The sequence below is a fragment of the Acuticoccus mangrovi genome (genome assembly GCF_016411865.1).
Taxonomy (GTDB): domain Bacteria; phylum Pseudomonadota; class Alphaproteobacteria; order Rhizobiales; family Amorphaceae; genus Acuticoccus; species Acuticoccus mangrovi.
In genome coordinates, this window is sequence record NZ_JAEKJA010000017.1 from 39,785 (window position 1) to 64,762 (window position 24,978).

General features: G+C 68.9%; 21 protein-coding genes. 8 read left to right on the forward strand and 13 right to left on the reverse strand.

Translation table 11 applies throughout. The features are described 5' to 3' along the window. Positions 1 to 6 precede the first annotated feature (6 nt). The 8 genes from JCR33_RS17560 to JCR33_RS17595 all read right to left on the reverse strand — a co-directional run bounded on the left by JCR33_RS17560 (position 7) and on the right by JCR33_RS17595 (position 9,369). On the reverse strand, positions 7 to 963 hold the full coding sequence (locus JCR33_RS17560; protein WP_198883425.1) for a glutathione S-transferase family protein: 957 nt from the start codon (positions 961 to 963) through the stop codon (positions 7 to 9). Then, complete coding sequence (locus JCR33_RS17565; RefSeq protein ID WP_198883426.1) at positions 963 to 2,321, reverse strand: adenylate/guanylate cyclase domain-containing protein; 1,359 nt, start codon at positions 2,319 to 2,321, stop codon at positions 963 to 965. The genes JCR33_RS17560 and JCR33_RS17565 overlap by 1 nt, the downstream gene beginning before the upstream one ends. A 133-nt stretch (positions 2,322 to 2,454) precedes the next feature. Further along, positions 2,455 to 3,891, reverse strand: a complete 1,437-nt coding sequence (locus JCR33_RS17570) for a homospermidine synthase (RefSeq protein ID WP_211110384.1) — start codon at positions 3,889 to 3,891, stop codon at positions 2,455 to 2,457. 81 nt (positions 3,892 to 3,972) lie between these two features. Beyond that, positions 3,973 to 5,244, reverse strand: a complete 1,272-nt coding sequence (locus tag JCR33_RS17575) for a GGDEF domain-containing protein (protein WP_198883427.1) — start codon at positions 5,242 to 5,244, stop codon at positions 3,973 to 3,975. Positions 5,245 to 5,313: 69 nt separating this feature from the next. Beyond that, positions 5,314 to 6,048 (reverse strand): peptidase, encoded by a 735-nt coding sequence (locus JCR33_RS17580; RefSeq protein WP_198883468.1) that lies wholly within the window; start codon positions 6,046 to 6,048, stop codon positions 5,314 to 5,316. Between the two features lie 85 nt (positions 6,049 to 6,133). Next, entirely contained in the window at positions 6,134 to 6,994 is an 861-nt protein-coding gene (locus JCR33_RS17585) for a transglutaminase family protein (protein ID WP_198883428.1), read from the reverse strand. A gap of 12 nt (positions 6,995 to 7,006) precedes the next feature. Next, positions 7,007 to 7,948 carry an alpha-E domain-containing protein gene (locus tag JCR33_RS17590; RefSeq protein ID WP_211110387.1) on the reverse strand — a complete coding sequence of 314 codons (942 nt, stop codon included), beginning with the start codon at positions 7,946 to 7,948 and terminating at the stop codon, positions 7,007 to 7,009. Positions 7,949 to 7,950: 2 nt separating this feature from the next. Then, complete coding sequence (locus JCR33_RS17595; RefSeq protein WP_198883430.1) at positions 7,951 to 9,369, reverse strand: circularly permuted type 2 ATP-grasp protein; 1,419 nt, start codon at positions 9,367 to 9,369, stop codon at positions 7,951 to 7,953. Between the two features lie 194 nt (positions 9,370 to 9,563). On the opposite strand from JCR33_RS17595, the gene JCR33_RS17600 reads away from it, so the two are divergent. Further along, entirely contained in the window at positions 9,564 to 10,379 is an 816-nt protein-coding gene (locus JCR33_RS17600) for a delta-class carbonic anhydrase (RefSeq protein WP_232372652.1), read from the forward strand. A gap of 112 nt (positions 10,380 to 10,491) precedes the next feature. Here the strand turns inward: JCR33_RS17600 and JCR33_RS17605 are convergent, their stop codons facing one another. The 5 genes from JCR33_RS17605 to JCR33_RS17625 all read right to left on the reverse strand — a co-directional run bounded on the left by JCR33_RS17605 (position 10,492) and on the right by JCR33_RS17625 (position 16,697). Continuing rightward, entirely contained in the window at positions 10,492 to 11,451 is a 960-nt protein-coding gene (locus JCR33_RS17605) for a cyclase family protein (protein ID WP_198883431.1), read from the reverse strand. 101 nt (positions 11,452 to 11,552) lie between these two features. After that, on the reverse strand, positions 11,553 to 12,326 hold the full coding sequence (gene fabI, locus JCR33_RS17610) for an enoyl-ACP reductase FabI (RefSeq protein ID WP_198883432.1): 774 nt from the start codon (positions 12,324 to 12,326) through the stop codon (positions 11,553 to 11,555). Beyond that, a complete protein-coding gene (locus tag JCR33_RS17615; RefSeq protein ID WP_198883433.1) occupies positions 12,323 to 13,501 on the reverse strand; it encodes an acetate/propionate family kinase in 1,179 nt (392 codons plus the stop codon). The genes fabI and JCR33_RS17615 overlap by 4 nt, the downstream gene beginning before the upstream one ends. Then, positions 13,498 to 14,898, reverse strand: a complete 1,401-nt coding sequence (locus JCR33_RS17620) for a bifunctional enoyl-CoA hydratase/phosphate acetyltransferase (RefSeq protein WP_198883434.1) — start codon at positions 14,896 to 14,898, stop codon at positions 13,498 to 13,500. The genes JCR33_RS17615 and JCR33_RS17620 overlap by 4 nt, the downstream gene beginning before the upstream one ends. 8 nt (positions 14,899 to 14,906) lie before the next feature. After that, positions 14,907 to 16,697, reverse strand: coding sequence for a PHA/PHB synthase family protein (locus JCR33_RS17625; protein WP_198883435.1), 1,791 nt, complete (start codon positions 16,695 to 16,697; stop codon positions 14,907 to 14,909). A 369-nt stretch (positions 16,698 to 17,066) separates the two neighbouring features. Between JCR33_RS17625 and JCR33_RS17630 the strand changes: the two genes are divergently transcribed. The 7 genes from JCR33_RS17630 to JCR33_RS17660 all read left to right on the forward strand — a co-directional run bounded on the left by JCR33_RS17630 (position 17,067) and on the right by JCR33_RS17660 (position 24,968). Further along, positions 17,067 to 17,381 carry a phasin family protein gene (locus JCR33_RS17630; RefSeq protein WP_198883436.1) on the forward strand — a complete coding sequence of 105 codons (315 nt, stop codon included), beginning with the start codon at positions 17,067 to 17,069 and terminating at the stop codon, positions 17,379 to 17,381. Positions 17,382 to 17,567: 186 nt separating this feature from the next. Next, positions 17,568 to 19,403, forward strand: coding sequence for a dihydroxy-acid dehydratase (ilvD, locus tag JCR33_RS17635; protein ID WP_198883437.1), 1,836 nt, complete (start codon positions 17,568 to 17,570; stop codon positions 19,401 to 19,403). Between the two features lie 24 nt (positions 19,404 to 19,427). Next, on the forward strand, positions 19,428 to 20,363 hold the full coding sequence (locus JCR33_RS17640) for a LysR family transcriptional regulator (protein ID WP_198883438.1): 936 nt from the start codon (positions 19,428 to 19,430) through the stop codon (positions 20,361 to 20,363). A gap of 94 nt (positions 20,364 to 20,457) precedes the next feature. Further along, positions 20,458 to 21,480, forward strand: coding sequence for a TAXI family TRAP transporter solute-binding subunit (locus JCR33_RS17645; protein ID WP_198883439.1), 1,023 nt, complete (start codon positions 20,458 to 20,460; stop codon positions 21,478 to 21,480). A gap of 61 nt (positions 21,481 to 21,541) precedes the next feature. Beyond that, on the forward strand, positions 21,542 to 23,437 hold the full coding sequence (locus JCR33_RS17650) for a TRAP transporter permease (RefSeq protein ID WP_198883440.1): 1,896 nt from the start codon (positions 21,542 to 21,544) through the stop codon (positions 23,435 to 23,437). After that, positions 23,434 to 23,979, forward strand: a complete 546-nt coding sequence (locus JCR33_RS17655; RefSeq protein WP_198883441.1) for a RidA family protein — start codon at positions 23,434 to 23,436, stop codon at positions 23,977 to 23,979. The genes JCR33_RS17650 and JCR33_RS17655 overlap by 4 nt, the downstream gene beginning before the upstream one ends. Beyond that, on the forward strand, positions 23,976 to 24,968 hold the full coding sequence (locus JCR33_RS17660; protein WP_232372653.1) for a membrane dipeptidase: 993 nt from the start codon (positions 23,976 to 23,978) through the stop codon (positions 24,966 to 24,968). Before JCR33_RS17655 ends, JCR33_RS17660 begins: the two co-directional genes overlap by 4 nt. Positions 24,969 to 24,978: the final 10 nt, after the last annotated feature.

Genomic DNA, 24,978 nt, shown 5'->3' on the forward strand with positions numbered 1-24,978 from the left:
GGCGCGTCAGAGCGAATAGTCGAGGGCGGGCCCCGTCGGCACGATGCCGGTGGGGTTCAGGCTCTTATGGCTCTGATAATAGTGGTGCTTGATGTGAAACAGGTCCGTGGTGTCGGCAAAGCCCGGTTGCGCGTAGAGCGTTCTGAGATAGCGCCAGAGGTTCGGATAGTCGACGATCCGCCGCACGTTGCACTTGAAGTGGCCGTAATAGACGGGATCGAAGCGGATCAGCGTCGTGAAGAGGCGGACGTCGGCCTCGGTCAGCTTGTCGCCCATCAGATAATCGTAACCCTCGAGCCGCGCTTCCAGCCAGTCGAGCGAGGCGAAGAGGTCACCCACCGCGGCTTCGTAGGCCGCCTGCCTGGTCGCGAAACCCGCCCGGTAGACGCCGTTGTTGACGGTCTCGTAGACGCGGGCGTTGACGGCGTCGATCTCGTCGGCGAGCGCGGCGGGACGGTAGTCCTCCTCGCGCGCGCCGAGCCCGTCGAAGGCCTCGGCGAACATGCGGATGATCTCGGCCGACTCGTTGGACACGATGGTGCTCCGCTCCTTGTCCCACAGCACCGGAACGGTGACGCGGCCGGAATAGGAGGGATCGGCGGCGAGGTAGACGTCGCGCATGAAGGCGGCGCCGTTCACCGTGTCGGGGACGACGCCCTCGCCGGGGGCGAAGCTCCACCCGTCGTCGCCCATGTACCAGTGCACCACCGACAGGCCGATCATGTCGGCGAGGCCCTTGCGCTCGCGCACGACGAGGGCGCGGTGGGCCCACGGGCAGGCGAGCGAGACGTAGAGATGGTAGCGCCCCGCCGCTGCCGGGAAGCCGCCCTCGCCGGAGGGGCCGGGCGAGCCGTCGGCGGTCACGAAGCTGCGGAACGACGAAGCCTTGCGCTCGAATTCGCCGGATGTGTTGGCAAAGCCCGGGCTGCCGGTCTGCCAGACGCCGTCGAGGAGATAACCCATCAGCCGCTTCTTTCGTCCGTCATCGCCCACAAGTGGAGCTGCCCGTCGGCGCCGGCAACCCGCATCGGGCCGAGATCGGAGAGATCGCCGGCAAAGCCCGCGGCGCGCGCCCGGGAGAGCGTCTCGTCGGTGGTGAGCGCGATCGTGCCGGTCTCCTTGTTGAATTTCTCGAGCTTCGCCGCAAGGTTCGCCGCCTGGCCGATCACGGTGAATTCAAGTCGCGCCTCGCTGCCGAGGGTGGCGGCGACGACGCGGCCGGCGACTGCCGCACCGTTGATCGGGACCGCAGGCAGTCCGGCGGCGACGAGGCCCGCATCCCACTCGGCGCGCGCGTCGACGATCTCCTGAAGCGCGGCGAGACAGTCGGCGGCGGCGGTCGCGGAGGGGGTGAGGGCACCGAACGTCGCCATCACCCCGTCGCCGAGGAACTTGTCGACGACGCCGCCGTGGCGCTCGATGATCGGCACCACGAGACGGTGATAGCGCGTCAGCGTGTCGACCACGGCGCGAGGCGGGCGATCCGCCGCAAAGGCCGTGAAGCCTCGCAGGTCGAGCATGAGGATGGCGGCGTCCCGGTCCTGCGCGTCGCCGGCCATCGCGGCCGTCTCACGCGAGGTGATGGCGTCGGCGACGCCGGTGCCGAAGTAGCGGCGCATGTCGCGCGTCGCCGCGCTCTCGCGCACGGCGGTGATGAGGGTTCGTCGCGCCCGCGTCAGGGAGAGGGCGAGCACGGCGGTGACGAGCAGGATCGTGAACACCTTGTCGAACTCCGCCCCGAGGAGAACGAGGCTGTCGGTCATGTAGGCGACGAAGGAGCGCGTGATCACGCCGGGTCCCTCCGCCTGGATCGGATAGAGGGTCAACAGGATCCATCCGGCCGCGGCGAGGAGCCCCTGGGTGATGACGAAGCGGGCGTCAAAGCGCAGCGCCCGGATGGCGATGAGCACGAAGATGTAAGCGAACGTCGGCACCTTCAGGTAGAAGGCCGGCGGCTGGGCGTAGGCGATGTGGATGGTGAAGATCAGCGTGTAGAGTTGGGCGACGTCCGCGATCATCGACAGGACGAGGAACCAGCCCGGCAGGAAGCCCCGGTAGGAGGCGACGATGCGCACGATGGTGAAGACCGCATAGGTGGTGAGGACGGCCGGCACCGGCTGGAACATCGAGTTGGCATCGGTGGGGCGGGGGGCGATGAGATAGAGCGTGCCCGTCGCGATCACGATGAGCAGCTGGACCCAGCCGATGAGCCGCTCCGACCGCTCCTCCTCCGCCAGCACGAGCTGGAAGACGCGGGCGGGCATCCTGTCGGCGGCACCCTCGGGCAGGCCGAGGTGGCGGGTGAGGCTCTTGGCGATCATCGGTTGCCCTTCACGAGAGGGCACGTTGCCACAGCGGCGCGACCGGCGTGAGGCCGCTCGCGCCGCTACAGCGAAAAGTTGATGAAGGGTGAGGTGCCGGGAAGCGTGCCCGGCACCTGGAGGATCGGCGCGCTCAGCGCACCAGCACGTTGCGGAACTGCCAGGGATCGCTGGTGTCGATGTCCTCGGGGAAGAGGCCGGGGCGGTCGCTGAGCGGGGTCCAGTCGCTGTAGTAGCCCTTCACCGGGCCGAGATAGGGGAGCTGGACCTCCAGGCAGCGGGCGTGGTCCATCTCGTCGGCCTCGACGATGCCGGCTTCGGGGTTCTCCAGCGCCCACACCATGCCGGCGAGCACGGCCGAGGTCACCTGAAGGCCGGTCGCGTTCTGGTAGGGCGCGATCCGGCGCGTCTCCTCGATGGAGAGCTGCGAGCCATACCAGTAGGCGTTCTTGTCGTGGCCGTAGAGGAGGACGCCGAGCTCGTCGATGCCGTCGACGATCTCGTTCTCGTCGAGCACGTGATGGACCGACTGCGGCCGCCCCGCCTGGCCGAACATCTCGTGCAGCGACAGCACCGCGTCGTTCGCCGGGTGGTAGGCGTAGTGGCAGGTGGGGCGATAGTCCGGATCGAGACCCTCGCCGACGGTGTAGTAGTCGGCGATGGAGACGCTCTCGTTGTGCGTCACGAGGAAACCGTATTGGGCGCCGGGCGTCGGGCACCAGGTGCGCACGCGGGTGTCGGCGCCGGGCTGCAGCATGAAGCGGGCGGCGCGGCAGCCCGAGCCCTCGGCCTGGACGTGCATGTTGTCGGGCATCCAGGTCTCGTGCGTGCCCCAGCCGAGCTCGGCGGGCTGCAGCCCTTCGGAAATGAAGCCTTCCACCGACCAGGTGTTCCAGAACGCGTCGAGCGGCTTCGGCAGCTTGGTGCGTTGGGTATCGCGCTCGGCGATGTGGACGCCCTTGACGCCGCAGTCGCGCATCAGCGCCGCCCAGCCCTCGCGCGTGGCCGGGGCGTCGGCGGGCTTGCCGAGGTCCTGGGCGAGGTTGAGAAGGGCCTGTTTGACGAACCAGGAGACCATGCCCGGATTGGCGCCGCAGCAGGAGACGGCGGTGGTGCCGCCGGGGCTCGCCCGCTTCTCCGCCCGCACCGTCTCGCGCAGATGGTAGTTGGTGCGGGTGGCGGGGTCGGCGCCCTTGTCGAAATAGAAGCCCGGCCACGGCTCGACCACGGTGTCGATATAGAGGACGCCGAGCTCGCGGGTGAGCTTCATGATGTCGAGCGAGGAGGTGTCGACCGACAGGTTGACGCAGAAGGCCTGGCCGTCGCCGGCCGTCAGGAGCGGTGTCAGCACGTCGCGATAGTTCTCGCGGGTGATGGCGATCTGCTCGAAGCGGATGCCGCGCTCGTCGAGCAGATCCCGGTCGGCGTCGGACGGGTCGATCACGACCATGCGCGAGGCATCATACTCGAAGTGGCGCTCGATGAGGGGCAGCGTGCCGCGCCCGATGGAGCCGAAGCCAATCATGACGATCGGTCCGGTGATGGTGCCGTATCGCGGCCAGTCGCTCATGCAGACTACTCCCTTCCGAAGTTGGGCAGACGCCTACAGCATAGGAACGAGGTCGTCACCGTCCGAAAAAGCGGATCGGCGTCACCGCCGATCGGGCCGACGAGGCGGAGCCTCGCCGAGCGTGGTGGCGATGGTCTCGAGGGCGGAGGGGTTCTCGTCCGCGAGCGGCTGCGGGCGCGAGGCGCCGGCGAAGTCGCCGTCGATGGCGCACGGCCGCGCCACGGCGGGCGCCCGGGTCGCCGGAGGGGCGGCGTCGTTTCGCGGGCCGTCGCCGCCGGGCTTCGTGGTCGCGCCGATGGCGCTGCGCGGCGTCTGGGCGTTGGCGAGGAAGAGGGCGCCCTCCGCGGCGGTCTCGAGGTCGTCCGGGCGGCTCGTCCTGCCGACATCGGCGATGCCGATCGAGACCGACACCGCCTCGCCGTGCCGGCCGCCGCCGAAGCTGCGCGCGACGTTGGCTCGGATGCGCTCGGCGACGGTCCGCGCCGCCACGGCCGAGCAGTGCGGCAGGAGCACGGCGAAGCGGTCGAAGTCGATCGCCGTGCACACATCGGAATCGCGGACCGCCTTGCGCACGTCGCGGCCGACGTGATGGCGCACGTCCTGCCATCGGCGCTCGCCGAGGCGGTTGCGTAGGTTGGCGCCTTCGTCGATCGAGACGAGCAGATAGGCGTAGGGGCTGCCATAGCGCTCGTGCAGGAGCCAGTGGTGCTCGAGATGCTGGCGGAACACGGCGTGGCTCATCATCCGCATGGTGGTCTCCGCCGCCTCTTCGGCGATCTGCGCGCGTAGGGCGTCGCTGCGGGCGAGCTCGGCGAGCGTCAGGAGGCCGAACACCATGGTGCCGAGCGGCAGCCAGGCGAGGAGCGCGGGGAGCGAGGTCGGAGGCAGCTCGCCCCTGGTGGGAACGAGGAGGCAGAGGAGGCACAGCGGAGCGAGGCCGGCGAGCGAGATCACGCTGGAGCGCTGCAGCGGGCGCTTCGTGTAGCGGTGCACCTCGTGCACGGCGACCCCGATGCCGGCAGGGACGACGACCGACGCCAGAGCGGCCGGCATCGCCGCGCCGCCGGCCGCCGTCACCATGGCGAACGGCAGAGCGAGTGCGGCGAGCGCGCCGAGCGGCCCGCCGAAGAGGCCGGCCACGAGCAGCAGCGGGCCATGCGCCGCGATCGCCGGGCCGCCGCTGGAGGACAGCGGCGAGCTCATGACCGCGGCGACCGCGAGCCCGTACGCCACCCCGATCGCCGCCTTGCGCAGCCGCTCGCCGGCGAGATGGTCCGACAGAGCGCCGAGCGCGATTGGTGCGACGAGGGCGAAGCCGCTCATCAGAATGAGATGCCAGAGCGTGTCGACCATCAGCCTCGCGAGCCCGTGTGCGGTGACGATCTTGCCCGGCGTCGGTTGCGTGCGGCTGGGGCCGGCGGATCAGTGGCCGTAGGGCGGGTTGGGGATCGACATGTGCGCCTCGCGCAGCGCGTCCGACCAGCGGTTGCGCACGTGCTCGAAATAGGGGTCGTCCTGCCCGATCCGCAGATTGACGCTCGGCGTGAGCGAGCCGCGCGGCAGCACCAGAATGTCGATCGGCAAACCCACCGCCAGGTTGGAACGCATGGTGGAATCCATCGAGATGAGCGCCAGCTTCAGCGCTTCGTCGAGACTGGTCTCGAAGGTCACCGAGCGGTCGATGATGGGCTTGCCGTACTTGTGCTCGCCGATCTGGAGGTAGGCGGTGTCCTCTGTCGCCTCGAGGAAGTTGCCGGCGCGATAGATCATGAACAGGCGGAGCCGCCGCTCGTCGATCTGCCCGGCGAGGAGGAGCGAGCAGTCGAAGGTGCTGCCGTCCTTTTTCAGCGCCTCCGCGTCCCGCTCGGCGACGAAGCGGACGGCGCGGCCGGTGAACTCGGCCATCTGCAGCATCGTCGGCACGGTGTAGACGGTCTGGAGCTCGCCGTGCTCGTCCTCCAGCCCCTCCACCATGTGGCTCACCACCGACTGGGTGACGGCGAGATTGCCGGCGGTCGCCACGGCGACGAGCCGATCCTCGCGCTGGAACACCTGGAGCTTGCGGAAGGTGGAGATGTTGTCGACCCCGGCGTTGGTGCGGGTGTCGGCCACCATCACGAGGCCCTGACGCAGAAGAAGACCGATGCAGTAGGTCATGGATTGTCCGTTGACGGTCTCGTTGCCGTGCGCGGCCGGCAGGGATTGAAAGGTCGTCCAGCCCGGCACGGCGACCACCCTCCGCCTATTGCATGGACTGGGACTGGCTCTGCTCGCTCAGCGCCTGGCTGTGGGTGTTGCCCGGGTCCATCGTGACGGTGACGGTGAGCGTCTCGCCGAGCCCGCCATAAACCGCGCCGCGCACCGGCGAGGCGCTCTGATGGTCGAGGCCGACAGCCACGCGCACATAGGCGTCGGTGATGCAGGCGCCGGCGGAGGGGTCGAAGCCGACCCAGCCGAGGCCGTCGATATGGATCTCGCACCAGGCGTGGCCGCGATGGTCGTCGCGCGGCTTGTCCGCGGCGAATTGGTAGCCCGAGACGTAGCGCGCTGGCAGCCCGTCGCTCCGCGCGGCGGTGAGGAGCACGTGGGCGAGATCCTGGCACACGCCCTTGCCGGCCTTGAGCGCGTCGAGCGCCGGCGTGTCCACCTGGGTCATGCCCTCGACGTAGGTCACGCGCCGGTGGACGAGGGCGTTGAGCTTGTGGGCACGGTCGAGGGCGCTGCCGTCGCTCTCGGCGCGCGCCTCGGCGGCGAGGCTCGCCAGCGACGCGGCCGGATGGGTGAGGTCGGTGTCGCGCAGGAAGACGCCGACGGGCAGCGGCTCGCGCGTGCCGGAAACGACGCCGTTGGTCGTCTCCGTCTCCACCGTCCCGCTCGCGGTGATGAGCAGCTCCTCGCCGGGATTTTGCAGCGTGAAGGTGTGGGTGATGTTGCCGAAGGCGTCGTCGACACGGCGCAGCGGCGCGTCGCCGGTGACGTCGATGCGCCAGTCGCGCACCGTCTGGTTGGCGGTGTTGCACGGGGTCAGGCGCAGGATCTCGATGACGGAGCTCGGCGCCGTCTCGTACCGATAATGCGTCTCGTGCTGGATCTGGAGGCGCATGGTTGCTCCCGTTCAGCGCAGATATTGGGCTTCGATCGCAACGCTCAGCGCGTTGTTCTCGCGGATGACGCGCTGCAGGAACTCGTGCAGCCCCTCGCGGTAGATGGCATCCACCGTGCCGTTGGCCAAGCCGGCGTGGTAGGCGCGGGCGGCCCGCTGGGCGGGACCTTGGCGCCCGTAGTCGTTGGCGAGCTGGTCAAGATACCACAGCGTGTTCTCGGCGCAGTTGGCGATCGAGCGCGGCAGCTCCTTGCGCAGCGTCAGAAGCTCGGCCACCCGCCAGGGTCGCAGCGCGTCGCGGAACACCCACTGATAGGAGGTGAGCGCCGAGGTCGCCCGCAGCAGCGAGGCCCACTGAAAGTAGTCGAGCCCGCCGCCCACCGTGTCGCCCTCCGGCAGAAGCACGTGATACTTCACGTCGAGGATGCGGGCGGTGGCGTCGCCCCGCTCCACGAAGGTGCCGAGGCGGAAGAAGGCGTGCGCGTCGGTGCGCAGCATGGTGCGGTAAGCCGAGCCGTCGAAGCGCAGGCACGCTTCCTTGACGAAGGCGAGGAATTCGGCGAGCTGGCGCGGCGACATGGCGTCGACCGAGTAGTGGCGCAGCTCCAGCCAGGCGTCATTGATCGCCGTCCACATCTCGCCGGTGATCGCCGTGCGCACCGAGCGGGCGGAGCGGCGGGCGACGTCGAGGCAGGAGAAGATGCTCGACGGATTGTCCGGCGAGAAGGCCAGGAAATCGATGACGTTGCGGCGGTTCGCCTCGTCGTAGCGCTCGCGGAAAAGCGTCTCCGCGCCCGTCGAGATCATCGCCGACTCCCACTCGTTGGTGGTGCCGCCGTAGTTCGTGGGCAGGGAGGAGAGGCGGGAGGCCACATCGAGGATGCGGGCGGTATTCTCGGCCCGCTCGGCGTATCGGGCGAGCCAGTAGAGATCGGCAGCGACGCGGGAGAGCAGCATTAGCGGTCCAGCACCCAGGTGTCCTTCGTGCCGCCGCCCTGGCTGGAGTTGACCACGAGGGACCCCTCCTTGAGCGCGACACGGGTGAGCCCGCCCGGCACGGTGCGAATGCCTCGTGAACCGTAGAGCACAAAGGGCCGCAGATCGACGTGGCGCGGCGCGATCCCCGACTCCGTGAAGGTCGGGCAGGTCGAGAGCGCGAGCGTCGGCTGGGCGATGAATTCGTCGGGCTCCGACTTCAGCTTGGCGCGGAAGTCCTCGATCTGCTCCTTGGTCGCCGCTGGGCCGACGAGCATGCCGTAGCCGCCCGAGCCCGACACCATCTTCACGACGAGGTCGGGCAGGTTGTCGAGCACGTAGGCGAGCGCCTCCGGCTCGCGGCAGCGCCAGGTGGGCACGTTGTTGAGGATCGGCTCCTCGCCGAGATAGAAGCGGATGATGTCCGGCACGTAGGTGTAGACGGCCTTGTCGTCGGCGACGCCGGTGCCCATGGCGTTCGCCACCGTGACGGTGCCCGAGCGGCAGGCGGCGATGAGGCCGGGCACGCCGAGCACCGAGTCGGGGCGGAAGGCGAGGGGGTCGAGGAAGTCGTCGTCGAGGCGGCGGTAGATCACGTCGACCTGCTTCGGCCCCTCGGTGGTGCGCATGTAGACGCGGTTGTCGCGCACGAAGAGGTCGCGCCCCTCGACGAGCTCCACGCCCAGCCGGTCGGCGAGGAAGGAGTGCTCGTAGAAGGCGGAGTTGAACGAGCCCGGCGTCAGGATCACCACCGTCGGCTCGCGCGAGGCGGTGGCCGGGGCGATGGACTGCAGCGTCGCCAGCAGCTCGTTCGGATATTGCTCGACGGGCTGGATCGCGTGCTCGCTGGTGAGGTCCGGCAGCAGGCGCATCGTCACCTCCCGGTTCTCCAGCATGTAGGAGACCCCGGACGGCGTGCGCAGATTGTCCTCCAGCACGTAGAAGGTGTCGGCGTCGACGCGGACGATGTCGATGCCGCAGACCGGCGTGTAGATGCCGTGCGGCACCTTGATGCCCACCATTTCCGGCCGGAAATAGGTGTTCTGGTAGACGAGCGCCTCCGGAACGATGCCGGCCCGCAGGATCTCGCCGGCGCCGTAGATGTCGGCGAGGAAGAGGTTGAGCGCCCGCACGCGCTGCTCGAGGCCCGCCGACATCGACTTCCACTCGGCCGCGGTCAACACGCGCGGCACGATGTCGAAGGGGATGATCCGCTCTTCCGCGCTGTTGTCGCCGTAGACCGCGAAGGTGATGCCGACGCGCCGGAATAGCATTTCCGCCTCGCGGGAGCGCTGCTTCAGCTGGTCGAGCGAATTGGTGTCGAGCCAAGGCTTCACCGAGCGGTAGGCGTCCCTGAGGACGCCGTCCTCGCCGTTCATCTCGTCGAATGTTCGAGTCATCTGTCGCGGGGCTGCCGGTACACCGGGTGGGATGGGTTCATTCCTCAACGGTGCGATGGGGCGCGCGGTAAATCAAGGTCGTCTCGCCGATCAATCCGTCGCGAGTTCTGTCGGAACGGCGGATGATGGGTGGCGTCGGGCCGGCTTTCGCGCAATTTAAGGAGGTAACGGCAGGACGGTGCGGGGAGAGCGGCATGGGACGAGGCGCAGGACGACAGCGGCGCGCGCTGGTGTGGGCGGTGCTGGGGACGATGGCCGCGACACCGGCCGCGGCCCAGTCGGTGGGGCTGTGCGAGGGCTACGGTCCGCAGAGCCCGCGCGACATCGCGGCCCCCGGCGGCACCAACCCGGTGGTGACGGCGCCCGCCCCGCCGCCGACGCAGATGAACCTCTGCAACATCCACGTCCACGCCCCCGCCGAGCACAAGGGGCCCGGCTACTCGGTGCCGAACCCGAACGGCGGCTACGATTGCGACGGCGCCAACGCGCTGAGCGCGGCGGAGCGGCAGGACCCGGCGGACGGGCGCGGCGCGTTCTACGGTGCCGTCCCCGGCGACACGATCGAGGTGCATTGGGTCTATACCTCGTGCACGGTGACCCCGGGCATGGGGCTGTCGGCCTGCGTGTCGGACCAGTGCGCCAACCCGCAGCTGCGCGTCGAGGCGCAGGTGTTCCTGCTCGTCAACGATCCGGCCGCGGCCGATTTCGCCTCGTTCATCTATCGGGGACGGGCGGCGGGGCACGAGCAGCCCCGCTCGCTGCCCGACACGACGGGAGAGCCGGTGGTCTATTCCGGCTCCACCACCGGACCGACCTACGACGAGAGCAAGTGCTCGCCGCTGAGCGTCACCTGGAGCGTTCGCCCCAACTGCGCCCGCCTCGACGTGAGCTCGCTCAACGCCTGGGCGCAGGCAGGCAACGTGTTCAACGAGTATCGGGTGCACGGGGTGCGCCGCCTGGTGGTCTCGCCCGAGCTGCTGGCGCCCATCGGCGCACGACCGAGCAATTAGAGACGCGAACCGCGCGGAAAGCAGGTCGCGCGAACGCATAATCGCGTGGCCTGCTCTCAAAGCGCCGGCCGGGCGCCGCCCGCTGGGAGCGGCGTCCGGGTCGTCGATGCCGTCAGCGGATCGCGATCGGGTTGATGATCATCTGCACGGCGCCCTTGATGCGGGCTTGGCCGAGCACGAACAGGAACTCGTGCACCCCGTCGTCGGCGAGGGCGCGCGTGTCGAGATTCTCCAGGATGTAGATGCCGTTCTGTGGCTGGAAGATCTGGTGGGCGCGGAAGGCGACACCCTCTTCCTCCGCCGGCACCACCTCCATGCCCCAGGTGTCGGCCCCGACGGCCATCACGCCGATCTCGGCGAGATATTCCGCGCCCGACACGCCGACGCCGGGCTCGGCGGAGCCGAAGCGCAGCGGATCGGGGTCGGCGCCGTCGAGAAGGTCCATCCAGTTGGAGTTGAACAGCACCACGTCGCCCTCGCGCAGCTCCACGCCCTGCTGCTCGGCGGCGGCCTTGATGTCGTCGGCGGTGTAGGCGGTGCCCTCCTCCACCATGTCGACGCCGTAGAATTTCGCCATGTCGATCAGCACGCCGCGGCCGACGAGGCCGGGCAGCTTCTCGAGCCCCAGCTCGGTGAGGCCCGACGCCTTGGCGAAGTCCGCATCGGTCAGCCCGCGATAGTAGACGTGATCGATGCCGGCGTGGCCGAGGCCGTCGATCTGCGGCCCGATGCCGAGCCAGCCCATGAAGATGTCGTCGTTGTAGGTGAACTTGTTGGAGCCGAGGCCGGAGTTCGACACCTGGTTCGGCTGCAGCACGGTGACCGACAGGGTGCGCGGCGGAAACGCCGGTGTATCGGCACCGACGATCATGCCGAGACTATAGACCTTGCCGTCGGTGACGAGACCCACGGCGTCCAGAACGCGTTCCGGGGTCATCAGGTTGGCGGCGCCGATCTGGTCGTCGTCGCCCCACTTGGAGGTGGCCCATTCGGGCTTGTCTTGCGCGATGGCGGTTGTCGCGGCCAACGCCATGACGGCGGGCGCCACGATCTGGCGAACGAGCAGCATCATTCTTCCTCCTTTTTCTTGTTTTGGAGGAAGAATAGATGCGGCTTGACGGAAGGCTCATACAAAAGTTGTCTCGCCGCCATAGCCGCACGCTATCGCGGCGGTCAGGCGACCGTGTGGAAGCCGTTGTCGGCGTAGACCACCGAGCCGGTCATCGGGCCGCCGGCGTCGCTGGCGAGGAAGGCGGCGATGCGACCGATCTCCTCGATGGTCACGAGCTGGCCGGCGGGGGTGCGGGCGCGCACCTCGTCCATCAGCACGTCGAAGCGGCCGATGCCGGAGGCGGCGCGCGTCTTCACCGGGCCGGCGGAGATCGCGTGGGCGTGGATGTTGTGTGAGGCGAGGTCGGCGGCGATGTAGCGCACGCTCGATTCGAGCGCGGCCTTCACCGGGCCCATGAGGTTGTAGTTCTCCACCACCCGGTCCGCCCCGTAGAACGTGACGGTGAGGAGGGAGCCGCCCTTCTTCATGAGCGGCGTCGCGAGGCGTGCCATGCGCACGAAGGAGTGGCAGGAGATGTCCATCGCCAGCATGAAGCCCTCGGGGGAGGAATTCACCACGCTGGTGTGGAGGTCGTCGCGCGGCGCGTAGGCGATGGAGTGGAGCAGGAAGTCGAGTTCGCCCCACTCGGCGGTGATGCGCTCGAACACCGCTTCGAGCTGCCCCGGCACGCGCACGTCGCACGGCACGATGATCGGCGCCTCGAGCCGCTCGGCGACGGGGCGGACATAGGGCTCGGCCTTCTCGTTGAGGTAGGTCACGGCAAGCTCCGCGCCGGCCGCGCGGAAGGCGCTGGCGCAGCCGCTCGCGATCGAGTGCTCGTTGGCGATGCCGACGACGAGGCCGCGCTTGCCGCTCAAGTCCACGATAGGGCTCATGCCATGGCCTTTCCCGTCGCGCCGAGCGTCTCCTCGGCGATGATGAGTTCTTCGTTGGTGGGGATCACGAGGCCTGTCGCCGGGCTGTCGGCCGCGGTGATGATCGGGGCGTTGGCGGCGTTGGCCGAGGCGTCGAGCTGCAGCCCCAGGAAGCCGAGGCGTTCGATCACGGCGGAGCGGATCTCGGGCTGATGCTCGCCGATGCCGGCGGTGAAGACCAGCGCGTCGAGCCCGCCGAGGGTCGCGGCGAGGCGCGCCACCTCGCCGGCGATCCGCCGCGTGAACACCTCCAGCGCCTCGGCCGCCGCGGGGGCGTCGCTCGCGAGGAGGTCGCGCGTGTCGGCGCTGATGCCGGACATGCCGAGCAGGCCGGAGTCGTAGTAGAGGAGGTGGGTCACCTCCTCGGTGGTCTTCTGCAAGGGACCGAGAAGGTGGAGGATCACCGCCGGATCGATGGCGCCGCAGCGGGTCGCCATCGGCACGCCGTCGAGGGCGGAGAAGCCCATCGAGGTGTCGCGGCTCACCCCGTTCTCCATGGCGCAGAGGCTCGCGCCGCTGCCGAGGTGGGCGGCGACGACGCGGCCCTTGGCGAGCGCCGGATCGCGCCGGGCGAGTTCGGCCGCGATGAAGGCGTAGGAGAGGCCGTGGAAGCCGTAGCGCTTGATGCCCTCGTCGTGCAGGGCGCGCGGGATCGCGAACCGGCGCACCGCGTCGACGTTGGTGCGGTGGAAGGCGGTGTCGAAGGAGGCGGTCTGTGGCAGGTGGGGCCGCATCGTCCGGATCGCCCGGATGAGGCGCAGCGCACCCGGCTGATGGAGCGGGGCGAGCGGCGTCAGCGCCTCGATCTCGGAAAGAGTGGTGTCGTCGATCACGACCGGGCCGGCGAAGTGGTCGCCGCCGTGCACCACGCGGTGGCCGGCAACGGCGATGCGGCCCATGTCGAAATGGTTGGCGAGCCAGGTGAACGCCTCCTCCATGACGCCGGACAGGTCCTCGCCCGGCTCGTTGTGGAGGGAGACGTCGAAGGTCTCGGGACCCTCGATGAGGTGGAAGGTGAGGGGGCGTCGGCGGAAGTCGATCATCCCCTTGGCGATGCGGCGGAGCGGGGCGGTCTCGAACAGGCCGAGCTTCACCGTGGAGGAGCCGGCGTTGAAGGTGATGAGGATGTCGCTCACGAGACGGTGCCCGCCACCGGTTGCTTGGCGACGAGCTTGGCGAGCGCCGCCGAGGCGATCCGCGCCGACAGCGGATCGGCCCGGCTCGTGAGGACGATCGGCACCCGCGCCCCGAGCACCAGCCCGGCCGCAGTCGCGCCGGCGAAGTAGATGAGCTGCTTGGCGAGCATGTTGCCGGCCTCGAGGTCGGGGACCAGGAGGATGTCGGCGAGGCCCGCCACCGGCGAGACGATGCCCTTGGTGCGGGCGGCGTCGAGGCTGATGGCGTTGTCGAAGGCGAGCGGGCCGTCCACCTTGGCGCCGGTGATCTGGCCGCGGGCGGCCATCACGGTGAGGGCGGCGGCATCGAGCGTCGCCGGCATCTTGGGGTTCACCGTCTCCACCGCGGCGAGCACGGCGACGCGCACCTCCTCCACGTCGAGGGCGTGCATCAGGTCGATGGCGTTCTGGCAGATGTCGCGCTTGCCGAGGAGATCCGGCTGAATGTTGATGGCGGCGTCGGTGATGATGATCGGCTTCGAGTAGGCCGGCACGTCGAGAGCGTAGACGTGGCTGATGCGCCGCTCGGTGCGCAGGCCCGAGCCGTGGGCGACGACGGCGCCGAGGAGCTCGTCGGTATGGAGGCTGCCCTTGACGAGCGCGCCGACGACGCCGGCGGTGGCGAGCTCCACCCCCTTCTCGGCGGCGGCGTGGCTGTGCGGCGTGTCGATGAGCTCGTAGCCGTCGAGGGACACCTGGGCCGCCTCGGCGGCGGCCCTGATCTTCGCCTCGGGGCCGACGAGCACCGGCTCGATCAGCCCGGCCTCGCGCACCTCCACCGCGCCGAGGAGCGCTTCGGGCGAGCATGGATGCACCACGGCGGCGCGGAGCGGATCGCCCGAACGCGCCCGCTCCATGAAGGATTCGAACCGGGAGGCCCGGCGCAGCGACACGTCCGGCAGCCGCTTCGCCGGCCATTCGACCGACGTCTCGGGCGCGATCACCGTCGCCGTGCCGGTGAGCACGGCCTTACCGTCCTGGTTGGTGCACTCGGTGTCGAAGATCACGATGCGCTTTTCCGGCCGCTTCTCCTTCACCCGCACCGTCGCGGTGATGGTGTCGCCGGGCGACACCGGGCGGCGAAAGGAGAGCTCCTGCCCGAGATAGATCGTGCCGGGCCCGGGCAGCTTGGTGCCGAGCACGGCCGAGACCAGCGCCGCCGTCCACATGCCGTGCGCGATGATGTGGCCGAACATGTCCGTCGCGGCGAACGCCGCATCGATGTGGGCGGGGTTCACGTCGCCCGTCACGGTGGCGAAGAGATCGATGTCGTCGCGGCCGACAATGCGCACCACCGACGCCTCGTCGCCGACGGTGAGCTCGGCGAAGGTGCGGTTCTTCAGGATCGTTTCGGTCATGCGGGTCTCTAGCGCTGGAACACGTAGGTGCCGGGAGCGTCCTCACGCGGGGCGTAGTCGGGGCTGCCGGCGACGCCCATCGGCGGCGGGGCGACGCGCTCTTGGGGGGAGTGGGCGGCAAGCCATGCCGACCAGGCCGGCCACCAGGAGCCCTCCTCGGTGGGGGCGGTCTCGAACCATTCCTCGGCGCTGATGCAGGGATCGGTGATCCGCTTGAGGGCGATGCGGTAGTGGCGGTGCGGGTGGTGCGGCTCGGACACGATGCCGGCGTTGTGGCCGCCGCTCGTCAGCACGAAGGTCACGTCGGTGTCGGTGAGGTAGTGGATCTTGTACACCGAGTGCCACGGGGCGACGTGGTCGCGCTCGGTTCCCACCACGAACATCGGCACGCGAATATTCTGCAGCGCGGCGGGATGGCCGTCGACCATCAGCCGGCCCGCGGCCAGCTCGTTGTGCAGATAGAGACGCCGCAGATATTCGGAGTGCATGCGGTAGGGCATGCGCGTCGCGTCGGCGTTCCAGGCCATCAGATCGTTCATCGGCGTGCGCTCGCCCATCATGTAGTCGTGCACGATGCGCGACCAGACGAGATCGTTGGAGCGCAGCATCTGGAAGGCGCCGGCCATCTGGTTGGAGGCCAGATAGCCGCGATGCCACATGATGCTGTCGAGCACGTGCATCTGGCTGTCGTCGATGAAGAGGGCGAGCTCGCCGGGCTCGGTGAAGTCGGTCTGCGCGGCGAACATGGTGACGGAGGCGAGGCGGTCGTCGCGCACCCGCGCCATGGCGGCGGCGGCGATGGAGAGCAGCGTGCCGCCGAGGCAATAGCCGGTGGCGTGGATCTTCCTGTCGGGCACGACGGCGTTGACGGCGTCGAGCGCGGCCATCACGCCGTCGCGCCGATAGTCGTCGAGCGACATGTCGCGGTCGTCGGCGGTGGGGTTGCGCCAGGAGATGCAGAACACCGTGTGTCCGCGCGAGACGAGGTCGCGCACCAGCGAGTTATGCACCGACAGGTCGAGAATGTAGTACTTCATGATCCACGCCGGCACGATCAGCACCGGCTCGGCCAGCACCTCGTCGGTGGTCGGCGCATACTGGATCAGCTCGATGAGGTGATTGCGGTAGATCACCTTGCCCGGCGTCACCGCCACGGTCTTGCCGGGGACGAACGCCTCGGTGCCGGCGGGCGGCTCGCCCGCGATGTTGCGGCGCACATCCTCGACGAAGTTGAAGTAGCCTTCGAGGAGGTTGGCGCCGGCCGAGGTGATCGTCCGGTCGATCACCTCCGGGTTGGTGAAGGGGGTGTTCGAGGGCGAGGCCATGTCGAGGAGCTGGCGGGTGGCGAAGGCGACGACGTCCTGGTGGTGCTGCGACACGCCCGGCACGCCGTGCGTCACGTTGTGCCACCACTGCTGGTTCAACAGGAACGCCTGGGCGAGGAAGGCGTAGGGCTGCTGGCTCCAGCCTTCGCTCGCGAAGCGGCGGTCGCCGGGCAGCGGCGCGATGGCCGGCGTGGCATCCGCGTGGGTGGCGGCTTCGCCGACATAGGCGGCGAGACGGGTCGCCTTGCGCACCGCCTTGTCGGCGAGCTCCATGCGCTTGCCGGGCGCCATCGACAGATGCATCGCCCAGTCGATGGTGGCGAGCGCCACGGCGGCCGGGGACAGGCCGAGCGTGACCTGGGCCGCGAGCGCCTCGCGCAGACGGTCGATTGCACGGTAGGCATCGCCGTTGTCGTCGGCCGCATCGTCTACGGTGTGGGCGTGCGTATGGGCTTTCGGGGTGTGCTGATCCATCGGCATCATCCGTGAAAAGGCGGAATTGGCGAACAACGGTAGAGCTTTGGTGAGCGTCCCGAAAGCCGCGGCGGACCGTCGGGGGCGTATCGGGTCGTCGGACGAGTGCGAACACCCCGCCCCTCGGCGAAGGCTACAGCATGAAGCATGCCGCAATGCACACGCCGCACGAGGCCGCCGGCATGGGCTCCGGTTCCGCGTCGCGGGCCATGTCGGTCCTCGGTTCGATCGGCTGTCAACGAGGGACCTTCTGACGCAGCGCAGCGCGCTGTGGCATTGACAATAATCAAGGCGAGTTATTCACGGAAAGGTACGCTCGTTCCCTCAGCCTGTGCATGCGTATTAGACCATCCAGATAAGGACAGACTGATGACAACGGAAAGCTCCGCAGCGAACGGTTCGGCGAACCCGCTGCTCGGCGGCCTCGATTGGGCACAGCCCTTCTCCGAAGCGCCGCTGAACGCCTACACCGCCATGTGCCGGGAAGCGCTCGGCGCCACGGCGCGCTGCCTTCAGGCACAGAGCGAGTTCGTGCAGCGCCTCGCCGAGTGCACGAGCCCCTCGGACGTCATCGGCTGCCAGAGCGAGTTCGTGCGCAAGTCGATGGAGATGTGCTTCGACGAGGGCCAGACCATGCTCGGGACACTGCAGCGCAACATGCCCGTCGAGTCCTACCACAGCTGATCTCCGGCGCCCCGGCACGAGGGGCGGCGGCGGACAATTTGCCGCTCCGCTCCACCGGCCGGCGTCGCTCATTCCGATCCATCCTGGGCCGCCGGGCCTGCCCGGCGGAGCCTTGAACGATTCAATGTTTTGAACCGGCGCGCTTTTGGCCATAGAGTGCCGCAAAACGTAGCAAGTGGATCTGGAATGCCTCCCTATCGCTCCCGCACGACAACACACGGCCGCAACATGGCCGGCGCGCGCGGACTCTGGCGCGCCACGGGCATGAAGGACGGGGACTTCGGCAAGCCGATCATCGCCGTCGTGAACTCCTTCACGCAGTTCGTGCCAGGTCACGTGCACCTCAAGGATCTCGGTCAGCTCGTCGCGCGCGAGATCGAGGCGGCCGGCGGCGTCGCCAAGGAATTCAACACCATCGCCGTCGACGACGGCATCGCCATGGGCCACGACGGGATGCTCTATTCGCTCCCCTCGCGCGAGCTCATCGCCGACAGCGTCGAGTACATGGTGAACGCCCACTGCGCCGACGCGATGGTGTGCATCTCGAACTGCGACAAGATCACGCCCGGCATGCTGATGGCGGCGTTGCGCCTCAACATCCCGGTGGTGTTCGTGTCCGGCGGCCCGATGGAGGCCGGCAAGGTGGTGCGCTCCGGCAAGACGCAGGCGCTCGACCTGATCGACGCGATGGTCGCCGCCGCCGACGATCGGGTGAGCGAAGAAGAGGTGCAGGTCATCGAGCGGTCGGCCTGCCCGACCTGCGGCTCCTGCTCGGGCATGTTCACGGCGAACTCGATGAACTGCCTCACCGAGGCGCTCGGCCTGTCGCTGCCCGGCAACGGCTCCACCCTCGCGACCCACGCCGACCGCCGCCGTCTGTTCGTCGAGGCGGGCCACCTCGTCGTCGATCTCGCCCGCCGCTACTACGAGGGCGACGACGAGACCGTGCTGCCGCGCGTCATCGCCGGCAAGGGCGCTTTCGAGAACGCCATGGCGCTCGACATCGCCATGGGCGGCTCCACCAACACGGTGCTGCACATCCTCGCCGCCGCCCACGAGGCCGAGCTCGACTTCACCATGGACGACATCGACCGCCTGTCGCGGAAGGTGCCGTGCCTGTGCAAGGTCGCTCCGGCGAAGAACGACGTCCACATGGAGGACGTCCACCGCGCCGGCGGCATCATGCGGATCCTCGGCGAGCTCGATCGGGCGGGCCTCATCCAGCGCGACATGCCCACCGTGCACGCCACCTCGATCGGCGACGCCATCGACCAGTGGGACGTCAGCCGCACCGAGAGCCAGACGGTGCGCAACTTCTACATGGCCGCCCCCGGCGGCGTGCCGAGCCAGACCGCCTTCAGCCAGGACGCCCGCTGGGACGATCTCGACCTCGACCGCGAGACGGGCGTCATCCGCAGCGTCGAGCATCCGTTCTCGCAGGACGGCGGCCTCGCCGTGCTCAAGGGCAACCTCGCGCTCGACGGCTGCATCGTGAAGACCGCGGGCGTCGACGAGAGCATCCTGAAGTTCACCGGTCCGGCGCGCATCTTCGAGAGCCAGGACGCCGCCGTCAGCGGCATCCTCACCAACAAGATCAACGCCGGCGACGTGGTGGTGATCCGCTACGAAGGCCCGCGCGGCGGCCCCGGCATGCAGGAGATGCTCTATCCGACGAGCTATCTGAAGTCGAAGGGCCTCGGCAAGGCGTGCGCGCTCATCACCGACGGGCGCTTCTCCGGCGGCACCTCGGGCCTTTCCATCGGCCACGTCTCGCCGGAAGCGGCGAACGGCGGCATCATCGGGCTGGTGCACGAGGGCGACGTCATCGAGATCGACATCCCGAACCGCACGATCGAGCTGAAGGTGAGCGAGGAGGAGCTCGCCGACCGGCGGGCGGCGCAGGAGGCCGCGGGCTGGGTCCCGGTCGAGCCGCGCAAGCGCCGCGTCACCAACGCGTTGCGCTCCTACGCGGCGTTCGCCACGAGCGCCGCCCACGGGGCGGTGCGCAAGGTCCCCGAGTAGGCGGGCGCCGCCCCGCCGCCGCGAATGAGCGTCAAGATCTCGCAGCTCCGCGCCTTCGTCGAGGTGGCGCGGTGCGGCAGCTTCACGCGGGCGGCGGAGCGGCTGTCGCTCACCCAGCCGTCGTTGTCGATGGCGATCCGCCAGCTTGAGGACGAGCTCGACCTCAAGCTGTTCGACCGCACCACCCGCCGCCTCGGCCTCACCGACGAGGGGGCGAAGTTCCTGCCGACGGTCACCCGCCTCGTCGAGGAGTTCGACGCGGCGGTGGCCGGTGCCCGCCTCGTCGCCGAGCGGCGCAGCGGGCGCGTGTCGCTCGCCGTCCTGCCGTCCATCGCGTCGATGTTCCTGCCGGCGGCGACGGCGGCCTTCTCGGCCCGCTATCCGGCGATCAAGGTGCATCTGCGCGAGGACAACAGCTCCGGCATCTGGGGCCGCGTGGCGCGCAACGAGGTGGACTTCGGCATCGCCGGCGAGTTCCAGCCCGATGCCGAGGTGGAGTTCACCCCGATCTTCTCCGACCGCTTCGGGGCGGTGTTCCGCAACGACCATCCGCTCGCGGCGGGGGGCGGACCGTTGCGCTGGAGCGACCTCCTGGAGCACCGCCTGATCGGGCTCGCCGCCGACACCGGCATCCAGCCGCTCATCGACATGGCGCAGTCGATCCCCGACGAGATCCGCCTCCCGGTGCACGAGGTCTCCAACATCCTCACGGCGCTGAGCCTCGTGGAGGCGGGGCTCGGCATCACCGCCATTCCCGCCTTCGCGGCGATGCTCGACCGCCATCCGACGCTGGTGTTCCGCCCGCTGGTGCGGCCGGTGTTGAGCCGCGAGATCGGCTTCGTGACCCGCCGCGGCCGCTCGCTGTCGCCATCGGCCGAGGCGATGCGCGAGGTGCTGGTCGAGTCGCTCGACGCAATGCTGCGCGCGCCCGCCCAGTTCATAGGGAATATTGATGAATAGATAAGTTTCATCAAGATATTGAATTTTTAGTTGCAGGTCCCTCTGCTGCGTTTTTACCCTTGCTTAAGACGCAAGCAGAAAAGGAACCCCCGTCATGGCCCTGCCCCGTCTCTCGCGTTCCTTCTCCCTCCGATCGCGCATTGCCGCATTGGCGGCGGTGGCGATGGTGGCGACGCCACTCGCCGCGCAGGCGGAGGATCCGGAATTCCTCACCATCGGCGGCGGCCCGTCGGGCGGCACCTTCAACGTGGTCGCCACCGGCCTCGGCGACGTGTTGCGGAAAGAGTTCCCCGACACCCTCATCGACGTGCAGCCCGGCGGCTCCGGCCCCAACCTGCTGCGCGTCTCGTCGGGCAAGGCCGACCTCGGCATCACCTCCGCCAACAACGCCTTCGACGCCTGGAACGGCCGCGACCCGGCGACCCCGGAGCACCCGATCAAGAACGTGCGCGGGCTGATGACCTTCTTCCCGAGCGCCATCCAGATCTGGGTCGACGCCAACTCCGACATCGAGACGCTCGAAGATCTCAAGGGCAAGCAGATGAGCGCCGGCCAGCCCGGCCAGACCTCCTGGCTCGCCTTCGAGAACCTCCTGTCGGTCTACGGCATGTCGATCGAGGACATCGAGTCGGACGGCGGCCAGCTGCACAAGTTGAGCTGGGCGGAATCGCAGAACGGCCTGCGCAACGGCCAGCTCGACGCGGTGATGTGGGTCTCCCTCTACCCCCACACCACGGTGCTCGAGAACGAGACCGCCCGCCCGATGCGCGCCCTCTCCTTCGACGAGGACAAGCTCGACGAGTATCTCGAAAAGTTCGGTGGCGGCTTCGAGAAGGTGACGCTCCCCGCGGGCCTCTATGGCGGTCAGGCCGAGCCCGCGCTGACGGTCGGCACCAAGACCTTCCTGTTCGCCAACGAGGACATGCCGGAAGAGACCGCCTACCGCATCGTGGAGACGATCTGGGACAATCTCGACCGCTTCCAGAAGACCCATGCCCTCCTGAAGTTCATGGACAAGGACACCGTGGGCAAGGGCATGGTGGTGCCGCTGCACCCCGGCGCCAAGAAGTTCTTCGACGAGAAGGGCATCCCCTACTCCGAATCGAAGCTCCAGTAAGCGCCGGGCCGCGCGGCCGTCGCGCCGCGCGGCTCCCCATCCCCTGCGAGGAGCCAGATCCTTGGACGACACGCCCCGCTCCGACACGCCTCCGCTGCTCGATTGGACGATCGGGGCCCTGGCCCTCGCCATGGTGGCCTTCCACCTCGCCGCCGCCTCGCCCTTCCTGCTGATGCCCAACCTCTTCCTGCGCGGGGTGCATCTGCTCTTCGCGCTGGTGATCGGCTTCCTCACCTACCGCCTGCGCTGCGGCCGGCCGGGACGGATCGTCGACGGCGTCTTGATCGCGCTGTCGCTCGTCTGCCTCGGCTATCTCATCGTCTTCAACCAGTCGATCGTGGTGCGCCCGCCCTGGACGCTGGAGGCGACGCCGCTGGAGCTCTTCGTCGCGCTCGGCACCATCGTGGTGGTGCTGGAGCTCACCCGGCGCACGCTCGGCTACACCATCACCATCCTCTGCCTCGTCTTCATCGCCTACGGCTTCGCCGGGCCCTATCTGCGCCACGTCGACTGGCTGCGGCCGCTCGCCCATCGCGGCGTCGGCATCAACGAGTTCGTCGACCAGATCTATTTCTCCTTCGAGGGCATCTTCGGCACGGCGCTCGGCGTGTCGACGGAGTTCATCTTTCTCTTCGTCGTGTTCGGGGCCGTCCTGCAAGTGATCGGCGGCGGCGAGTTCTTCATCGACGTGACGCGCGCCGCCACCGGCCGCAGCCGCGGCGGGCCCGCCAAGATGGCGGTGGTCGCGAGCGCCCTGATGGGCTCGATGTCGGGCAGCTCCGTCGCCAACGTCGCCACCACCGGGGCGCTGACGATCCCGCTGATGAAGCGGCTCGGCTACAAGAAGGAATTCGCCGGCGCGGTGGAGGCGGTGGCGTCGACCGGCGGCCAGATCACCCCGCCCATCATGGGCGCCGCCGCCTTCCTCATGGCGGCGATCCTCGGCATCGAATATCTTGAGGTCGCCCAGGCGGCGGTGCTGCCGGCGCTCCTCTTCTTCGGCGCCCTGCTCGCCGCCGTCCACTGGGAGGCGCTGAAGCAGGATCTCAAGCCGCTGGAGGAGGCGGGCGCCCGCCGCACCTGGGCGGCGCTGAAGGAAGGGTGGACCTTCCTCATTCCGCTCGTCGTCCTGGTGACGCTGCTGGTGGAAGGCTACACCGCGTCCTACTGCGCCTTCTTCGGCGTCGTGACGGCGCTCGCCGTGCCCTATCTGCGGCGCAGCACCTTCGTGCGGCCGGCCACGCTGGCGCGCGGGCTGCGGCTCGGCGCCGAGGGCGCGATCGTGGTCGCCATCGCCTGCGCCTCGGCCGGCATCATCGTCGGCATCGTGCAGATCTCGGGCCTCGGCTTCCGCTTCTCCAGCCTCGTGGTGGACTTCGCCGGCAACTCGCTGCCCGTGGCGTTGGTGCTCGCGATGGTGGCCTCGTTCATCTTCGGCATGGGGATGCCGACGACGCCGGCCTACATCATCCAGGCGACGCTCGTCGCCCCGGCGCTGATCGACCTCGGGGCCGACCCGCTGGCGGCGCACCTCTTCGTGTTCTACTTCGCGGTGCTCGGGCAGATCACCCCGCCGGTCGCGGTGGCGGCCTATGCGGCGGCCCCCATCGCCGGGGCGAGCGCGGCGGCCGTCGGATGGCGCGCCTTCGCGCTGGGGGCGCCGGTCTACATCATCCCTTTCTTCTTCGTGGCGAGTCCGGAGCTTCTGCTTCAGAGCCTCGAATGGTCGCTGGTGCCGACGCTCGCCCGCTGCGCGGTCGCCGTGGTGGCGATCGCGATGTCGATCGCCGGCTGGATGGGCGGGCGGCGCCTGCCTTGGTATGGCCGCATCGCGATCCTCGTCGCCGCCTGCCTCACCGTCTTTCCCGATCCGCTGGCCGACGCCGCCGCCGTCGTTCTGCTCGCCGGCACCTACGCGCTGCAGCGCCGCCTTGCCACAAGGACCGCGACACCATGACCGACATCCATCTCGCGCCGCCGGGCCGCGTGCGGCAACGCCTCACCGAGGCGGGCATCGGGCTGCCCGACCCGCACGTGACCCACTTCGACTATATCCCCGTGTCGATCCACGGGACCACCGCCTACCTCGCCGGCCAGATCCCCAAGACCGACGCCGACGAGATCCTCGTGACCGGCAGGCTCGGCGAGAGCGTCGGCGTGGAGGACGGCAAGGCGGCGGCGCGGCTCGCGGCGGGGCAGGGGCTCGCCTGGCTCGATGCCCTCGCCGGCGGTCTCGACAATGTGGCGCGGGTGCTGCGGATGGACTTCTTCTGCGCGGTGGACGATGCCTTCGCCGACATGTCGCTCGTGGCCGACGCCGCCTCGGGCATCCTCGTCGCGGCGTTCGGCGAGGCGGGGCGGCATCCGCGCTCCGTCATCGGCGTGCGCCGACTGCCGCGCAACTCGCCGGTCCTTCTCGATCTCGCCGTGGCGCTCCACGCGTCGCCGGCCAATGCGGCGCTGCCCGCGCGCCAACCCCAGGAGCCGCACCTCACATGAGCGACACCCCGATGCTGATCATCGACGGTCCCCAATATTGCAACTGGTCGGAGAAGATCTTCCGACAGATGCGCGAGGGCGGTGCCAGCGCGATTCACGTGACGATCTCCTACCATGAGACCTTCCGCGAGACCGTGTACGTGATGGAGACGTGGAACCGCTGGTTCGAGCGCTACAGCGATCTCATCGTGCCGGCGAAGACTGCGGCCGACGTGCGCAAGGCGCAGGCTGAGGGCCGCACGGCGATCGTCTTTGGTCTCCAGAATCCGTCGTCGATCGAGGACGATATCGATCTCGTTGAAATCCTCCACACCCTCGGCGTGCGCTTCATGCAGCTCACCTACAACAACCAGTCGCTGCTCGCGACCGGCTGCTACGAGGCGGAGGATCCCGGCATCACGCGCATGGGAAAGCAGGTCATCGCCGAGATGAACCGGGTGGGGATGGTGATCGACATGAGCCACTCGGCCGAGCGCTCCACCTTCGAGGCGATCGACCTGTCGTCGCGGCCGATCACGATCTCCCATGCCAACCCCTCGTCGTGGCATCCGGCGCTGCGCAACAAGTCGGACGAGCTCATTGCGGCGCTGACGGCGCGCGGCGGCATGCTGGGCTTCTCCACCTACCCGCATCACCTGAAGGACAAGTCCGACTGCACCCTCGAGAGCTACTGCACGATGATCGCCCGCACTGCCGAGCGCGTCGGGGTGGATCATCTGGGGCTCGGCTCGGACCTTTGTCAGGATCAGCCCGACAGCGTGGTGGAGTGGATGCGCAACGGTCGCTGGAGCCGCGAGCGCGACTACGGCGAGGGCACGGCCGCCAGCGCCGGCTTTCCGCCGCAACCGAGCTGGTTCCGCGACAACCGCGACTTCGGCGTCATCGCCGAGGGCCTCGCCGCCGTCGGCTTCTCCGGCGAGGAGGTGGCCAAGATCATGGGCGGCAACTGGCTCGCCTTCTTCGAGGCGTCGTTCGGCCCGAAGAGCTGACCCGTCGGGC

What these genes read in the sequence shown, in the direction of transcription:
- JCR33_RS17560 (WP_198883425.1), bottom strand. Translation starts at nt 963, where the DNA reads ATGGGTTATCTCCTCGACGGCGTCTGGCAGACCGGCAGCCCGGGCTTT.
- JCR33_RS17565 (WP_198883426.1), bottom strand. Translation starts at nt 2,321, where the DNA reads ATGATCGCCAAGAGCCTCACCCGCCACCTCGGCCTGCCCGAGGGTGCC.
- JCR33_RS17570 (WP_211110384.1), bottom strand. Translation starts at nt 3,891, where the DNA reads ATGAGCGACTGGCCGCGATACGGCACCATCACCGGACCGATCGTCATG.
- JCR33_RS17575 (WP_198883427.1), bottom strand. Translation starts at nt 5,244, where the DNA reads ATGGTCGACACGCTCTGGCATCTCATTCTGATGAGCGGCTTCGCCCTC.
- JCR33_RS17580 (WP_198883468.1), bottom strand. Translation starts at nt 6,048, where the DNA reads ATGACCTACTGCATCGGTCTTCTTCTGCGTCAGGGCCTCGTGATGGTG.
- JCR33_RS17585 (WP_198883428.1), bottom strand. Translation starts at nt 6,994, where the DNA reads ATGCGCCTCCAGATCCAGCACGAGACGCATTATCGGTACGAGACGGCG.
- JCR33_RS17595 (WP_198883430.1), bottom strand. Translation starts at nt 9,369, where the DNA reads ATGACTCGAACATTCGACGAGATGAACGGCGAGGACGGCGTCCTCAGG.
- JCR33_RS17600 (WP_232372652.1), top strand. Translation starts at nt 9,564, where the DNA reads ATGGGACGAGGCGCAGGACGACAGCGGCGCGCGCTGGTGTGGGCGGTG.
- JCR33_RS17605 (WP_198883431.1), bottom strand. Translation starts at nt 11,451, where the DNA reads ATGATGCTGCTCGTTCGCCAGATCGTGGCGCCCGCCGTCATGGCGTTG.
- fabI (WP_198883432.1), bottom strand. Translation starts at nt 12,326, where the DNA reads ATGAGCCCTATCGTGGACTTGAGCGGCAAGCGCGGCCTCGTCGTCGGC.
- JCR33_RS17620 (WP_198883434.1), bottom strand. Translation starts at nt 14,898, where the DNA reads ATGACCGAAACGATCCTGAAGAACCGCACCTTCGCCGAGCTCACCGTC.
- JCR33_RS17625 (WP_198883435.1), bottom strand. Translation starts at nt 16,697, where the DNA reads ATGGATCAGCACACCCCGAAAGCCCATACGCACGCCCACACCGTAGAC.
- JCR33_RS17630 (WP_198883436.1), top strand. Translation starts at nt 17,067, where the DNA reads ATGACAACGGAAAGCTCCGCAGCGAACGGTTCGGCGAACCCGCTGCTC.
- ilvD (WP_198883437.1), top strand. Translation starts at nt 17,568, where the DNA reads ATGCCTCCCTATCGCTCCCGCACGACAACACACGGCCGCAACATGGCC.
- JCR33_RS17640 (WP_198883438.1), top strand. Translation starts at nt 19,428, where the DNA reads ATGAGCGTCAAGATCTCGCAGCTCCGCGCCTTCGTCGAGGTGGCGCGG.
- JCR33_RS17645 (WP_198883439.1), top strand. Translation starts at nt 20,458, where the DNA reads ATGGCCCTGCCCCGTCTCTCGCGTTCCTTCTCCCTCCGATCGCGCATT.
- JCR33_RS17655 (WP_198883441.1), top strand. Translation starts at nt 23,434, where the DNA reads ATGACCGACATCCATCTCGCGCCGCCGGGCCGCGTGCGGCAACGCCTC.
- JCR33_RS17660 (WP_232372653.1), top strand. Translation starts at nt 23,976, where the DNA reads ATGAGCGACACCCCGATGCTGATCATCGACGGTCCCCAATATTGCAAC.